13 protein-coding genes, 1 other RNA gene and 1 pseudogene are annotated in these 13,780 nt (G+C 74.6%); 7 read left to right on the forward strand and 8 right to left on the reverse strand.

The window, feature by feature from the left end; genetic code table 11:
- Nucleotides 1-36 precede the first annotated feature (36 nt).
- From ACH5A8_RS02405 to ACH5A8_RS02415, 3 genes are all read right to left on the reverse strand, one after another.
- The gene (locus tag ACH5A8_RS02405) at nt 37-609 is read right to left on the reverse strand and encodes a hypothetical protein (RefSeq protein ID WP_398997068.1); all 573 of its coding nucleotides are present in this window, start codon (nt 607-609) and stop codon (nt 37-39) included.
- Nucleotides 610-1,173: 564 nt separating this feature from the next.
- Nucleotides 1,174-1,579: RNase P RNA component class A (gene rnpB, locus ACH5A8_RS02410), an RNA gene on the reverse strand.
- A gap of 173 nt (nt 1,580-1,752) precedes the next feature.
- A complete protein-coding gene (locus ACH5A8_RS02415; protein WP_398998288.1) occupies nt 1,753-2,172 on the reverse strand; it encodes a hypothetical protein in 420 nt (139 codons plus the stop codon).
- Between ACH5A8_RS02415 and ACH5A8_RS02420 the strand changes: the two genes are divergently transcribed.
- Nucleotides 2,074-2,412 (forward strand): hypothetical protein, encoded by a 339-nt coding sequence (locus ACH5A8_RS02420; protein ID WP_398997071.1) that lies wholly within the window; start codon nt 2,074-2,076, stop codon nt 2,410-2,412. The two genes, ACH5A8_RS02415 and ACH5A8_RS02420, sit on opposite strands and share 99 nt — an antisense overlap.
- A gap of 37 nt (nt 2,413-2,449) precedes the next feature.
- Here the strand turns inward: ACH5A8_RS02420 and ACH5A8_RS02425 are convergent, their stop codons facing one another.
- The gene (locus ACH5A8_RS02425; RefSeq protein WP_398998231.1) at nt 2,450-3,019 is read right to left on the reverse strand and encodes a Uma2 family endonuclease; all 570 of its coding nucleotides are present in this window, start codon (nt 3,017-3,019) and stop codon (nt 2,450-2,452) included.
- Between the two features lie 254 nt (nt 3,020-3,273).
- Between ACH5A8_RS02425 and yaaA the strand changes: the two genes are divergently transcribed.
- Nucleotides 3,274-4,056, forward strand: a complete 783-nt coding sequence (gene yaaA / locus ACH5A8_RS02430; RefSeq protein WP_398997073.1) for a peroxide stress protein YaaA — start codon at nt 3,274-3,276, stop codon at nt 4,054-4,056.
- 111 nt (nt 4,057-4,167) lie between these two features.
- Entirely contained in the window at nt 4,168-4,857 is a 690-nt protein-coding gene (eda, locus tag ACH5A8_RS02435; protein WP_398997075.1) for a bifunctional 4-hydroxy-2-oxoglutarate aldolase/2-dehydro-3-deoxy-phosphogluconate aldolase, read from the forward strand.
- A 27-nt stretch (nt 4,858-4,884) separates the two neighbouring features.
- Here the strand turns inward: eda and ACH5A8_RS02440 are convergent, their stop codons facing one another.
- Genes ACH5A8_RS02440 through ACH5A8_RS02450 form a run of 3 tightly spaced genes read right to left on the reverse strand, consistent with a single transcriptional unit; the run spans nt 4,885 to nt 7,790 of the window.
- A complete protein-coding gene (locus ACH5A8_RS02440; RefSeq protein WP_398997077.1) occupies nt 4,885-6,177 on the reverse strand; it encodes a bifunctional RNase H/acid phosphatase in 1,293 nt (430 codons plus the stop codon).
- Nucleotides 6,178-6,190: 13 nt separating this feature from the next.
- Nucleotides 6,191-6,934 (reverse strand): zinc ribbon domain-containing protein, encoded by a 744-nt coding sequence (locus tag ACH5A8_RS02445; RefSeq protein WP_398998233.1) that lies wholly within the window; start codon nt 6,932-6,934, stop codon nt 6,191-6,193.
- A 13-nt stretch (nt 6,935-6,947) separates the two neighbouring features.
- On the reverse strand, nt 6,948-7,790 hold the full coding sequence (locus ACH5A8_RS02450) for a Nif3-like dinuclear metal center hexameric protein (RefSeq protein WP_398997080.1): 843 nt from the start codon (nt 7,788-7,790) through the stop codon (nt 6,948-6,950).
- A 496-nt stretch (nt 7,791-8,286) separates the two neighbouring features.
- On the opposite strand from ACH5A8_RS02450, the pseudogene ACH5A8_RS02455 reads away from it, so the two are divergent.
- Together ACH5A8_RS02455 and ACH5A8_RS02460 are read left to right on the forward strand one after the other, a co-directional pair.
- Nucleotides 8,287-9,687 (forward strand): annotated as a pseudogene (locus tag ACH5A8_RS02455) (hypothetical protein); the annotation flags it as partial.
- Between the two features lie 629 nt (nt 9,688-10,316).
- Complete coding sequence (locus tag ACH5A8_RS02460) at nt 10,317-10,475, forward strand: hypothetical protein (protein ID WP_398997081.1); 159 nt, start codon at nt 10,317-10,319, stop codon at nt 10,473-10,475.
- A gap of 222 nt (nt 10,476-10,697) precedes the next feature.
- Here the strand turns inward: ACH5A8_RS02460 and ACH5A8_RS02465 are convergent, their stop codons facing one another.
- Nucleotides 10,698-11,576, reverse strand: a complete 879-nt coding sequence (locus ACH5A8_RS02465; RefSeq protein ID WP_398997083.1) for a MaoC/PaaZ C-terminal domain-containing protein — start codon at nt 11,574-11,576, stop codon at nt 10,698-10,700.
- A gap of 403 nt (nt 11,577-11,979) precedes the next feature.
- Here ACH5A8_RS02465 and ACH5A8_RS02470 point away from each other — a divergent pair, with 403 nt between their 5' ends.
- Both ACH5A8_RS02470 and ACH5A8_RS02475 read left to right on the forward strand, forming a co-directional pair.
- Complete coding sequence (locus ACH5A8_RS02470) at nt 11,980-13,020, forward strand: ABC transporter ATP-binding protein (RefSeq protein ID WP_398998235.1); 1,041 nt, start codon at nt 11,980-11,982, stop codon at nt 13,018-13,020.
- Nucleotides 13,020-13,736 (forward strand): ABC transporter permease, encoded by a 717-nt coding sequence (locus tag ACH5A8_RS02475; protein ID WP_398997085.1) that lies wholly within the window; start codon nt 13,020-13,022, stop codon nt 13,734-13,736. The genes ACH5A8_RS02470 and ACH5A8_RS02475 overlap by 1 nt, the downstream gene beginning before the upstream one ends.
- Nucleotides 13,737-13,780 lie beyond the last annotated feature (44 nt).

The raw sequence follows: 13,780 nt of genomic DNA on the forward strand, positions 1-13,780 counted from the left end.
TCGAGATGAACGCGCGCCGTTACTCTCCGGCCGCCATCAGGATGGTGAAGGTGTCTGCGGCCCAGCATGCTGTCGACCGGGAGGGATGTCGCTGTGGCCCCCACCCGTGAACATGTCCAGAACGGTCGACCTCGCCCCCATCCAATGGTCGAGCGTGTCCTCCAGCAGAGCCTTGGCGTCATCTGCACTTAGTTCACCCACGGCACGCAACGCGGCCTCGGCGTCCGCGGTGAACGCCTTGTGGTGCGCCGTCGCGACCCACGCTCGTGTGGCGGGCGAAACGTGCAGCGAGTGCTGGGCAACGGTCCCCGGCAGGGTCAGATAGCAGGCACCGGCGAGTCCGGCCAAGGTGGCCCGGCTGGTGGCGACGACCTGCTTCGACAGCGATTCCCTGCAGGGACGGCAACCGGTCCAGGAAGCACCGACCAGCCGTGTCGCCAGATCAACGTCGCTCTCCCAGCCGTCCACGTACGGCATCATGCCGTCGATCAGATCCGGGTCGGTCACTGAATGGTCGTGCAGGGTGCCGGCGACCGCCGACGCGTGGGACGCCCCGGTGCGCGCTGCCTTCTCCCGTGCGCGTTGCTTCTTGCCGTGATTGCTGACCACGAGTTCTCCTCGATGCGTGCAGCGGTTACCCATGACCCGTGCGCGCGAGAACTTGATCAACGCGGCCGTACGTCGTAAACGCCGAGACACTGATGCGCTGGGACTTGAGGTCCTGGCACCTTCGCCTCAAAGTGCTCCCAGTCATGGGCTGAGGCCAGCTTCGGCCGGTGCGCGGCCGTTCACCAGCACGATAGCGGACAACAGCCGCTGGCGGGACGTCCCTCAAGGGTGTTGCCAGAAGGCGTTGAACAGGCAGCCGGAAGGGGGGTCACGCACCTGGGCGATCATGCGGTGGGGGCGAGGTTGTGCATGCGGGCCACAGGCTGGACGACGTGGTGACGACCGTCGCCGCGCTGCCGACGCGTACTCCCGCCGATCCAAGACCGCCCCGCGTCATGCCATCCCAAGCGCAAGGTTTCGGCGACTGTCGCGAACGCCCAGCCTAGAGGCCTCGCAGGCCCCTCCGCTCCAGGGACTTTTCAGGGACTTTCAGCGCTCCCGAGGGACTTCCGAGGGACCGGCGCCAGTCGTAGGCCCTCTGCCAGGCGAAGCCGCGGGTGGCGGCAGACGAGTCGGGCTGTACGCCGGGTTCTGTTCCGGAGGGTCCTCGCGGGCCCTCCGGCGACGGCCATCCATCTAGGGCCGGCGTTGCCGCCGGCCTCGTGCGGTCTACCCGCGGACTCGGGCGGGCAGCCCTCGAACGTCCGCGCAGAGCGCGTTTCACGGCGCTCCTTTTGACCTTGCTCCGGGTGGGGTTTACCTAGCTGCCCAGGTCGCCCTGGGCACTGGTGGTCTCTTACACCACCGTTTCACCCTTACCGGGGACCGAGGTCCCCGGCGGTCTGCTTTCTGTGGCACTGTCCCGCGGGTCACCCCGGGTGGCCGTTAGCCATCACCCTGCCCTGTGGAGCCCGGACGTTCCTCGGGAAGCCCCCTCGCGGGAACTCCACGCGGCCGTCCGCCCGGCTCGTCTGCCGTAACGGCCATAATACCGGGCGCACACCACCGGTCCGGCCGCGGTGACGGCGCCGGCCCGGCAGGTCAGGAGCCCGGCCGGACGACCTCGGCACCCGCACGGGACGCAGGGTCGCCGCACTTGTGACCGCGATGGTCCGTGGGCGGCGCGGGGCGACCTCGGCGGCGTCATACGGTGGCGTCGGGCGGCGGCGGGAAGGCGCGCTCCAGCGCGTCGAACGCGGCGGTCAGGCGGACCCGGTGGTCCTCGGCGACCTCGTCGACCGGCGCCCCGGCCAGCAGCCGACCCACCGAGGCGGCGCAGACCGCGCGGTACGCGGCGGTGGCCAGGCGCGGGTCGCCGTACTCCTCGGGGGCGGTCTCGGCGAGCGCCCGGGTGAGCGCGTTCTCCAGTTCGTCGAGCCCTTCGCGGGCGCGGGCGCGCAGCGCGGCCGAGTCGAGGACGACCTGCCAGAAGTCGCCGAAGCCCTGGCCGACCCCCGACAGGGGGTGCCGCCGGTCGAGGAGTTCGAGCCCGAGCCGCAGCAGCGCGGCCAGCGCACGCTCCCCCGGCGCCCGGCCCCGCACGGCCCCGGTGAAGATCTCCACCGCCTCGGGGATCCGGTCGAGGAACAGGTCCTCCTTGCGCGGGAAGTAGTTGAAGACGACGGCGACCGCCTCGACGTCCTCACCGCCCGCTGCCCCGCCCGCCCGGGCCTCGCCGCGCTCCTGGTGCGCCCGGACGGCTTCGTGTGCTGGGCCGCGGACACGGAACCGGCCGCACCCGGCGCCGACCCGCTGCCGAAGGCCCTGGAGCGCTGGCTCGGCACACCGGCCCCCCGCGCCTGAGGAGCCGGGGCCTCACCCTCGGCAGGAGGCCGGCTCCTCAGATGAAGTCGGCGGTGTCCAGGTCGAAGGCGAACGGCTCGGGAAGCGGCAGCGGGTCACCGAAGGAGCGTTTGAGCGACCGGAGATAGTCGTGGCCCTCCGGTTCGCTGAAGAGCGTCACCATGGAGGTCTCACGGTCGATGAGCAGATAGAGGGGGATGCCCTCGCGGGCGTAGCAGCGGCGTTTGGTCTCGCGGTCCGCTTGCGGCTTGGTGGAGGTCACTTCCAGCACCATGGCAACGCCGGCGCAGGGCATCCAGGGGTCCGCGGCCCCGAAGAGATCGAGCCCGACGGGACCGAACGTGACGTCCGGGATCGCATGGTTCTTCGGGCACACTCCACCGCTCGCCAGCTTCAGCCCTTTGTTGCCGGAGAAATCCATGTCGATCCGGGAGCGCCTGATCACCTGCCTCACCACTCGGCTGATGTACTTCTCGTGGTCCCCGTCCGGCGGCGGTGTCACGACGATCTCCCCCTCGATCAGCTCCGCGCGGAAGCCTTCCGGGGTGTCCAGGGCGAGGAAGCCCTCCAGCAGGACCTCTTCCTGCGTGAGCGGCTCATGGGCCATGGCGGTCACGTCACGCCCCTCCTTCGGTCGCTCGCCAGACTCGGACATCGCGAGATCACCTGTCCATGAGATCGGGAACCGTTCCCTCGATCGTGGCACACGGTCCCCGGCCGCGGCGGGCGCCGGGCGGCGCGCCCCCTCCCCCGGGCGGGGACCGCGGGGGCGGGTGGTGCGTCCCCGCGGCCGAGGAGGTCGGCGGTCCGGTGAGGGCGGTCAGTACCCTGGCGCGGAGTGCCGATGAAGGAGATACCCCCGTGCTTGTGCTGTTGCCCCCGTCCGAAGGCAAGGCCGCCGCGGGCCGCGGTGAGCCGCTGGCGATGGAGTCGCTGTCGCTGCCGGGGCTGGCCGCCGCCCGGGAGACCGTGCTCGGCGAACTGGTCGAGCTGTGCTCGGGCGACGAGGACAAGGCCCGGGACGTGCTCGGACTGAGCGAGGGGCTGCGCGGCGAGGTCGCCAAGAACGCGGGACTGCGCACCGCGGGGACGCGGCCCGCCGGTGAGGTCTACACGGGTGTGCTCTACGACGCCCTCGACCTGGCCTCCCTCGACGCGGCGGCCAAGCGGCGCGCGGACCGCTCACTGCTCGTCTTCTCCGGGCTGTGGGGCGCCGTGCGGGTGAGTGACCGGATCCCCTCCTACCGGTGCTCGATGGGGGTCAAACTGCCCGGGCTCGGTGCGCTGGGCGCGTACTGGCGCGAGCCGATGGCCTCGGTGCTGCCCGAGGCCGCCGGGGACGGGATGGTGCTGGACCTGCGCTCCGCGGCGTACGCGACGGCGTGGAAGCCGAAGGGCGAGGTGGCCGGGCGGACGGCGTCCGTGCGGGTGCTGCACGCCCCCACCCGGAAGGTGGTCAGCCACTTCAACAAGGCGACCAAGGGCCGGATCGTCCGGAGCCTGCTGTCGGCCGGGGCCGCGCCCGAGCGTCCCGCCGAGCTGGTCGAGGCGCTGCGCGACCTCGGGTACGAGGTGGAGGCGGAGCCGCCGGTCCGGGCGGGGCGGGCCTGGTCGCTGGATGTGCTGGTGACGGAGGTCCACTGACCGCCGGGCACGGCAGGGTGACGAAGGTCCGCTGACCGTCGGACACAGCAGCGTGTTGCAGCATGCGCAATGACCTTTGCGCATGCTGCTCGCCGTGGAGAGGATGTGGGCATGCCCACTCCCCCCGCGTCCTCTGCCCCCGCAGCCTCTGCCTCCCCCTCCGCTCCCCTGGCCTCCTCCGCGCCGCCGGCCTCCGTGCTGGACCTCGCCACCGTCGTGCCCGTGGTCGTCCTCGACGACGTCGACCTCGCCGTGCCGCTGGCGCGGGCGCTGGTGGCCGGCGGACTGCCCGCGATCGAGGTGACCCTGCGCACCCCCGCGGCGCCCGAGGTCGTCCGGGCGATCGCCGCCGAAGTGCCGGAAGCGGTCGTGGGCGCCGGTACGGTCCTCACCCCGGCGCAGGTGACGGAGTGCGTGGCGGCCGGGGCGCGGTTCCTCGTCAGCCCGGGCTGGACGGACACCCTGCTGACGGCCATGACGGAGTCCGGACTGCCGTTCCTGCCCGGGGTGTCGAGCGCGTCGGAGGTCATGGCGCTGCTGGAGCGCGGGGTGCGGGAGATGAAGTTCTTCCCGGCACAGGCGGCCGGTGGCGCCGCCTATCTGAAGTCGCTCGCCGCCCCGCTGCCCCAGGCCCGTTTCTGTCCCACCGGGGGCATCGGTCCGGACACCGCGCCCGAGTACCTCGCGCTGCCCAACGTCGGCTGTGTGGGCGGGAGTTGGATGGTCCCGGCGGACGCGCTCGCGGCCCGCGACTGGGACCGCGTCGAACGGCTGGCCCGCGAGGCGGCGGCCCTGCGCTGAGCGCCGACCGCCCCTGCGGCGCCCGGCTCAGCGCAGGTGCGAGGTGTCGTTGAAGAGCCGCACGCTCGCGTTGCCGTCCGCGTAGTACGCCACCGCCGACAGCGAGGCCGCCGACAGTTCCATGCGGTACAGCGACTCCAGCGGGGCGCCGAGGGCCAGGCGGACGAGCATCTTGATCGGGGTGACGTGCGTGACCAGCAGGACCGTGCGTCCGGCGTGGGCCGCGACCAGTTTGTCGCGGGTGGCGGCGATCCGGGTCGCGGTCGTCGCGAAGCTCTCGCCGCCGCCGGTCGGCCGGGCCTGCGGGGAGGCCAGCCAGGCGTTCAGGTCGTCCGGGTACCGCTCGCTCACCTCGGCGAAGGTGAGCCCCTCCCAGGCGCCGAAGTCGGTCTCGCGCAGCCCGTCGTCCACCGTGACGTCCAGCCCGAGGCGGGCGGCGACGATCGCGGCGGTCTCCCGGGTGCGGGCGAGCGGGGAGGAGACGACGGCCTGGATCGTGCCGCGCCGGGCGAGCGCCGCCGCGACCTTCTCGGCCTGCTCGCGGCCGATGGCGGAGAGCGACGGATCGGTGCCGCCGCTGCCGGAGAACCGCTTCTGCGGGGTCAGCGGCGTCTCGCCGTGCCGCAGCAGTACGAAGGTGGCGGGGGCGCCGAGGTCGGGGGGCGCCCAGCCGGGCGTGGCGACGTCCGGTGCGGCGACGCCCGGCGTGGCGACCGCCTGGGCGGCCCGCACGTCGGCGTCCGCCTTCGCGGCCTCGGCGGGCGCCGGGCCGGCCGGGCCCGAGGCGCCGCCGGCCGCCCCCGCGGATGCGTCGAGCGCCGCCGTGGAGGCCGAGGGCGACCACTGTTCACCGCGGGCGCCCGCGTCCATCGCCTCGTTGGCGAGGCGGTCGGCGTGCTTGTTGCGCTCGCGCGGGATCCACTCGTACGTCACCCGGCCGGGCGGGAACACCCGGGCGGCCACCGCGGCGAGCGGCTTCAGGTCGGGGTGCTTGATCTTCCAGCGGCCCGACATCTGCTCGACCACGAGCTTGGAGTCCATCCGGACGTGCACGCGCGCCGCCGGGTCCAGCTCGTGCGCGGCGCGCAGGCCGGCCAGCAGGCCCCGGTACTCGGCGACGTTGTTGGTGACGGTGCCCAGGTACTCGGCCGCCTCCGCCAGCGCCTCCCCCGAGGCGGCGTCGAGCACGACGGCGCCGTAACCGGCGGGGCCGGGGTTGCCCCGGGACCCGCCGTCGGCCTCGACGACGAACTCCCGCGCCCCGGACCCCGGCGCTCCGGACTCCTGCGTTCCCTGCTCCCCGCCGTCGGCCTCGGACACGCCCGTACGCCCCTTACAGACCGGAATCGCCGGTGCGCACCAGGATGCGGCGGCAGTTCTCGCAGCGCACGACCGTGTCGGGCGCGGCCGAGCGGACCTCGTTCAGCTCGGTGATGGCGAGTTCCTGGCGGCAACCCTGGCAGGTGCGCTGGTACAGCTTGGCCGCGCCGATGCCGCCCTGCTGCTCGCGCAGCTTGTCGTACAGCTTGAGCAGGTCCGCGGGGACGGAGGCGGCGACGACCTCGCGCTCCTTGGCCACCGACGCGGCCTCCCCGTCGATCTCCTGGAAGGCCGCGTCCCGGCGGGCGGCGGCGTCATCGGCCTTGGCCTGCACGGAGCCGACCCGCTCGGTCAGCTCGGCGACCCGCTCCTGCGCGGACTCGCGGCGCTCCATGACCTCCAGGACGACGTCCTCCAGGTCGCCCTGGCGCTTGGCGAGCGAGGCGATCTCGTGCTGGAGGCCGGCGAGGTCCTTCGGCGAGGTGACCGCGCCGGAGTCCAGGCGCTGCTGGTCGCGGGCGGCACGCGTGCGCACCTGGTCCACGTCCTGCTCGGCCTTGGTCTGCTCGCGGGCGCAGTCGCTCTCCTCGGTCTGCGCGGCCACGAGCAGGTCGCGCAACTGGGTGAGGTCCTTGGTCAGCGACTCGATCTCGGCGTGCTCGGGCAGCGACCTGCGCTTGTGCGCGAGCTGCTGGAGACGGACGTCGAGGGCCTGGACGTCGAGGAGTCGGATCTGGTCGGCGGGCGCGGCGTTCAGTTGGGGGCTCCCGTTACTTGTCGGTGGTGGCGGTGGACGCCGCGTGGGCGGTCCAGGGGTCGGTGACCGTCTTGGAGACATGGACCCTGAGGTCCCATCCGTGCCGGTCGGAGATCTCGTCGAGCTGGCTCGCGGCCAGCTCGCACCAGGGCCACTCGGTGGCCCAGTGCGCCGCGTCGAGCAGCGCGAGGGCGCTGTGTGCGCGGGCCTCGGAGGCCGGGTGGTGACGCAGGTCCGCGGTGAGGAAGGCGTCGGCGCCGGCCCCGCGCACGGCGTCGAAGAGGCTGTCGCCGGAGCCGCCGCTGACGACGACCGTGCGGACGACCGCCTCCGGGTCGCCGGCGACCCGGACGCCCTGCGCGGTGGCGGGCAGACGCTCGGCGGCGCGGGCGGCGAGTTCGCGGACGGTCAACGGGTGGTCCAGCTCGCAGACCCGGCCGAGGCCGCGGCGGCCCTCCGGGTCGGTGGGGTCGGGCACGAGGGGGCGTACGACCCTGAGGTCCAGCGCTCCGGCCAGCGCGTCGCTGACGCCCGGGTCGGCGGTGTCCGCGTTGGTGTGGGCCACGTGCAGGGCGATGTCGTGCTTGATGAGGGTGTGCACCACGCGGCCCTTGAAGGTGGAGGCCGCCACCGTGGTCGTACCGCGCAGGTAGAGCGGGTGGTGGGTGACGAGCAGGTCGGCGCCCAGCTTCACCGCCTCGTCGACGATCTCCTGGACCGGGTCGACGGCGAACAGGACCCGGGTGACCTCCTGGTCGGGGTCGCCCACGACGGTGCCGACCGCGTCCCAGGACTCGGCCCGCTCGGCGGGCCACAGGTTCTCCAGCGCGGCGATGACTTCAGACAGACGGGGCACGAGTGCAAGGCTACCTGGGTGTTCGCCCCGGCAGAACCGGTGCCGGGCGCCCTCGGCGCGACCGGCGCCGCCGGGGCCGCCGGGGCCGGGCCCGTGCCGCCGCCGGCGCCGGTGCCGGGGGCCGGGCCCGTGCCGCCGCCCCGGCCGTCCGGCACCGCCGCCACGGCCCGACCGGTGCCGTCGCCGCGACCTGACTCGTCCATCACCTCGTCCATCACCGTGACCGGGCCGGTGTCACCCCCGTGACCGGACCTGTGCCGGACCGGCCGGGTGCGGCCGGTGCCGCCGCCGTGACCGGACCCGTGCCGGACCGCCTCGGCGTGACCGGGGCCACCACCGGCACCGCCGCCGTGACGGGCGCGCCCTCGTCCAGCACAAACGTTCCGCTTTTCTCAGCAGAATCGTTCCTGGACCACCCTTATGTGTGAAGCCTCCGCCCGCCGGAGCCACGCCTGTGCGTACGAAAACTAGCGTCCTCACAGGAGGTGACCGAACGATGACAGTCTGTGCCTCTCCGGGGGTCTCGGCCGCACGCGAACAGGAGGGCGCCCCACCGCCGTCGGCGGCCGACGGGGACGGCGGTCCGCCACCGGCCGGCTGCGCGATCACGGTGGACGGCGCCTACGCGGCCCGGCTGGCGCGCAGCGGCGGTTCCTGGTACCCGGAGCGCTGGACGCTGGACGGCCCGGAGCCCTACGCCGTGCCGCTGCCGGGCAACCAGCCGGAGGAGCCCGGCACCGAGCTCCAGCCGATGGGCGACGGCCGGGTCCTGATCCGGCGACTGGTGGCCGGCCGGAACACGTTCTCCCTGCTGTACCCGACCGGTCCGGGCACCGGCGAGCTGCCGGTCGGCGCGGTGGAGTGCCCGGACGGCACCCGGCTGCGACTGCTGCCCCCGGCGCCCGGCGGCCGGCGGGCGTACGCGCTGGCCGTGGGCTCGCGCTCCTCGGCGGTGTGGCTGGTGGCCGGCGGCGCCTTCGGGCCCGAGCTGCTGGCGGAGGTGGAGGGCCACTGCTCGGGCGGGGTCTGGCTGGACCGCGCCGGGCGGATGCTGGCCCTGGACCGGCGGATCGCGGGGCGTACCAGGACGGTCGTGGTGGACCTGGGCCGCGGGGGCGCGGTGTCGCCGCTGCTGCAGATCGCGCCGCACAGCGAGGACCGGCTGCTGCTCGCCGACCTCGACAGCGGGCTGCTGCTCATCCGCTCGGACGCACCCTCGCCCGGGCAGCACCGGCTGGGCTGGGGGGTGCTCGGCAGCACGCTGCCGGTGCGGTTCCCGCAGTGCCTGCGGCTGCCGGACTGCACGGTGACGCCGTTCGCGATCCAGCCGGGGCAGGTGCTGACGCCGGAGCAGTGCGCGGTGGCGCTGCGCTGCGACGGCGCGTTCGGCAGCTGGGTGGGCGTGTGGCGGCCCGTGGAGCGCCGGGTACGGCATCTGCCGGCGCCCGAGGGGTGGCTGGCCGGCGCCGGACTGTGGACGGCCGAGGGCGTGCTGCGGCTGCCGTACGCCACGCGGGCGATGCCGTGCGGGGTGGCGCGCTGGACGCCCCCGGCGCGCGAGCCGGCGCGGCCGCGGGGTGCGCTCGCGCCGCACCTGGCGCTGCCGGCGGCCCCGTCGCCCGCCGCCGCGGACACGACGCACGGCGCGGGGCGCGGGGCGCTCGTCACGCCGCGCGGCGCACCCGTCGGCGCGTCCGACGGCGCCCTCCTCGGGGCCCGCCGCGCCGCGGCGCTCCCGGACGCGTCACGGGAGGCCGCGGCCGACGCGCCCGCCGGGGCCGAGGGGGACCGCGGGCCCGACGCGCCCCACGGACCCGAGACGCCCGGAACACCCGAGACGCCCGAAACACCCGGGACATCCGGTCCTCCCGAGGCACCTGTGACACCTGAGACACCCGTGATGTTCGAGGGTGGCTCCGGCGCACCCGACGGCGCGCCCGACGGCACAGCCGCGACCGTCGGCCCGGACGCGCCCCCCGTCGGCACGGACGTCGCACCCGGCGGCACGTGCGCGCCCGGCGACTCCGGTGCGCCCGGCAGCTCCGGCACGCCGGGCGCGCCCCCCACCCTCGGCGCGCCCCACACGCTCAGCGCACAGGGCGCACCGAGCGCCCTGGTCACACTCGCCACGCCCTTCGTGCCCCTCCTCCCCCTCACACCGCACACACCCGGCACAGGCGCGCCCCTCACACCCGGATCCGGCACACCCGGACCCGGCACACCCGAGCCCGGCACACCCGACCCGGCCGGCATGCTCCCCGCACCCTCGGAGCACACCCCCGCCCCCGACACCCCGGGCACACCCGAACCCCCGGAAGCGGAGGTTCCCGAACCGCCCGCACCGCGCCCCGTCACTCTCCAACAGGCCGCCCGTACAGGGCGGATGACGGGTCACATGACGGGACGTATGGCCACAAGGTAACGAAGTCGTGCCGGTTGGCCTCGCCGTCTGGATCCGACCCGAGGTGTGCCGGTTAGACTCGCCCGGCTGTACGAAAGATCATGTTGACGGGGTGAGTTCTTCCGATGAGCGACGCCAGTACGACCCAGCCGCTGACCGCCGGGACCCAGGAGGCCCCGGGCCACGGCAAGCACCGCGGACCGGTCTCCTCCCAGGAGGACGGGACGGCCCCCAGCGGCCGGCACCGCAAGCCGGCCGAGGAGCGGACCGAAGTGGCCGCCTGACGGCACCGCGCACGCCGAACGGCCCCGCCCTCCACCCGGGGGGCGGGGCCGTTCGGCGTCCCGGCGCGCCGCCCGGAGACCGCCGCGGAGCACCGGCCGCCCCGGCCGCCCGACAACGCCGGCCGCTCCGGCCGCTCCGGCCGCTGGACGACGCCCGACGCCCCGGCCGCTGGTCATCGCCGGCCGATCCGGGCGCTCGGCGATGTCCGACGCCCCGGCCGCTCAGGAGTGCTCGACGATCGTGTCGGCCAGCACGGGCGCGTCGTCGCGTTCGACGGCGCTCACCGCCACGCGTACGGCGCCGTCCCGCGGCCACATGCGCACGCGCAAGGTCTCGCCGGGGTGGACGACGGAGACGAAGCGCGTGGCGTAGGACCGCACCCGGGTCACGTCGCCGTCGAGCAGGGTGTCGACGACCGCCTTGAGCGTCAAGCCGTAGGTGCACAGGCCGTGCAGGACGGGCCGGTCGAAGCCGGCGGCGCGGGCGAAGGCCGGGTCGGCGTGCAGCGGGTTGCGGTCGCCGGTGAGGCGGTACAGGAGGGCCTGGTCCTCCCGGACCGGCCGCTCGACGGTGCGGACCGGCCGCCCGGCGGTGTCGTCCGGGGCGCCGGCGGGCGGCGCGGTGCGGGCGGAGGGACCTCGGTCGCCGCCCCAGCCGCCCGCACCGCGCACGAAGATCCGCGCCTCCTCGCTCCACAGCGGGCCCTCGGTGTCGGCGGCCTCGGTGCGCAGGACGAGGACGGCCGCCTCGCCCTTGTCGTGGACGGCGGTGATGCGGTCGGTCGCGGTCGCGGCGCCCCGGACGGGCAGGGGCCGGTGCACGGTCAGCGTCTGGCCGCCGTGCAGGACGCGGGCGAGGTCGACGTCGACGCCGGGCATGGACAGGGCGCGGATCACGCCCGGCTCCCCGCCGCCGGCGACGGTGGCGAAGCTCGGCAGGACGTGCAAATCGCTTTCCAGGGTGTAGCGCAGCTCGCCGGGATCGGTGGCGGGGACGCCCGCTCCGATGGCGAGGTGGTAGAGCTGGACGTCCTCGGGTTCCCAGGAGATCTCGCGGGTCCGGGGTGCGGCCGTGCGGGCCGTCGCTTCGTCGATGGGCATGCCTCTCCAGGTCGTCCAGGTCGTCCAGGTGTTCCGGGTACTCCAGGTCTCGGTTCCGTCAGCTCCCGGGGCCCTTCGCTTCCCCGGGGATCTTTCGCCTCCCCGGCTCTCTCCGCTCTTCGGGTTCCGTCGTTCCCCGGGTTCCCTCACTCCCCGGCCCCGCTGCTCCGCATCCGGCCCCCCGGGTCGCCCGTGACATTTGTCCCGCCCGAGTCCGTACAACAGCCTCTGCCCGCGCGCGGCACGGCTCCGTAGCGTCGTAGACATGACAGCAGGCAGCACCGCGGACAGCCGCAGGGCCGGGACGGCGGGCGGCGTCACCGGCGGGAACGTCACGGGCGGGGGCGTCACAGGCATGACGGTAGGCGGGACGGCGGACGGGACGGTAGGGGGGAGGGCCGCCATGGCGCGGACCCGGCGGGCGGTGTCCTTCACGGGGGCGGTCAAGAGGCACGGCGACGTGCGCGCCGTCGACGGGGTGGATCTGGAGATCGGGCGGGGCGAGACGGTCGCGCTGCTGGGCCGCAACGGAGCCGGCAAGTCCACCGCGATCTCGCTGCTGCTCGGGCTGAGCGAGCCCGACGCGGGCACGGTGGAGCTGTTCGGCGGGCCGCCCGAGCGGGCGGTGCGCGCCGGGCTGGTGGGGGCGATGCTCCAGGAGGCGCGGGCGGTGACCCGGGTGACGGTGCGCGAGCTGGTCGGTTTCGTGGCCGGCCGTTACCCGGACCCGCTGCCCGTCGCCGAGGTGCTGGAACTGGCCGGCATCACCGCCCTGGCCGGGCGGCGCGTGGACCGGCTCTCCGGCGGCCAGACGCAGCGCGTGCGGTTCGCGGTGGCGCTCGCCGGGAATCCATCGCTGCTGGTGCTGGACGAACCGACGGCGGCGCTGGACGTGGAGGCGCGGCGCGCGTTCTGGGAGTCGATGCGGGCGTACGCGCGCGGCGGCCGCACGGTGCTGTTCTCCACGCACTACCTGGAGGAGGCCGACGCCCACGCCGACCGGATCGTCGTGCTGGACCGGGGCCGGATCGTCGCCGACGGCACCGGCGAGGAACTCCGGCACTCGGCGGGCGGCAGCCTGGTCGCCTTCGACCTGGCCGGGCGCGGCACGGAGGGGCTGGACCGGCTGCCGGGCGTGCGCTCCCTGGAGGTGCGCGGGAACCGGGCGCGGCTGCGCACCGACGACTCGGACGCCACCGTGGTCGCCCTGGCCGCGATGGGCGCGATACGCGGCCTGGAGGTCGCCCCGGCCTCGCTGGAGGACGCGTTCCTGGCCCTGACCGCCGGCCCGACGGACCACGAGGGTCCGACGGATCACGAGGGTCCGACGGATCTCGGCGGCGGGACGGATCGCGGGGGCCGGACGGACCACGCGAGCGGTACGGACCACGCGGACGGGACGGACCACGACGGCGGGACGGACCACGAGAGGGAGACGGTCTGATGTGGGACTACCTGCGCCTGGAGGTGCGCCGCACCCTGCGCGACACCGGCTTCGTGATCGGCGGGATCGCGATACCGGTGATGATGTACCTGCTGTTCACCAACATCGGCGACGACGACGGGTCCTGGCGGACCGCCTCCATGGTCGGCATGGCCGCCTACGGGGCGGTCGGTTCCGCGCTCAACACCGGCGGCGGGGTCGCCGAGGACCGGTCACTGGGCTGGCTGCGGCAGCTGCGGGTGACCCCGATGACCCCGCGCCAGGTGGTCGTCGGCCGGACGCTCACCGGTACGGTGACCGTGCTGCCGGCGATCTGCGCGGTGCTGCTGGCCGGCGGCCTGGTGAACGGCGTACGGCTGGACGCGTGGCAGTGGGCGGCGACGGCGCTGCTGCTGTGGCTCGCCTCGCTCCCCTTCACGCTGCTCGGCCTGGGCAACGGCTACGGGCTGACCGCCCAGACCACGGGCGTGGCGAACATGATCTGCAACCTGGGCCTGGCGGTCCTGGGCGGACTGTGGTTCCCCGTCGAGCTCTTCCCGCACTGGCTGCGCTCGGTGTCGGCGTACACGCCCACCCACCGTGTCGCCCAGCTCGGGCTGGCGGCCGCCGAGGGGCACGCCCCGGCGGCGGGCGCGGTCGCCGTGCTGACCGCGTGGTTGCTGGCGTTCGGTTCGTACGCTGTGCTGTCGTACCGCCGCAACGCGGGGAACGTCTGACCGCCGGAACACCTCTACGCGGCATCCGATCGGGGGAACATGAG

Origin of the sequence: Streptomyces sp. NPDC018610, from assembly GCF_044391765.1 — a bacterium.
In the GTDB taxonomy this organism is placed as follows: domain Bacteria; phylum Actinomycetota; class Actinomycetes; order Streptomycetales; family Streptomycetaceae; genus Streptomyces.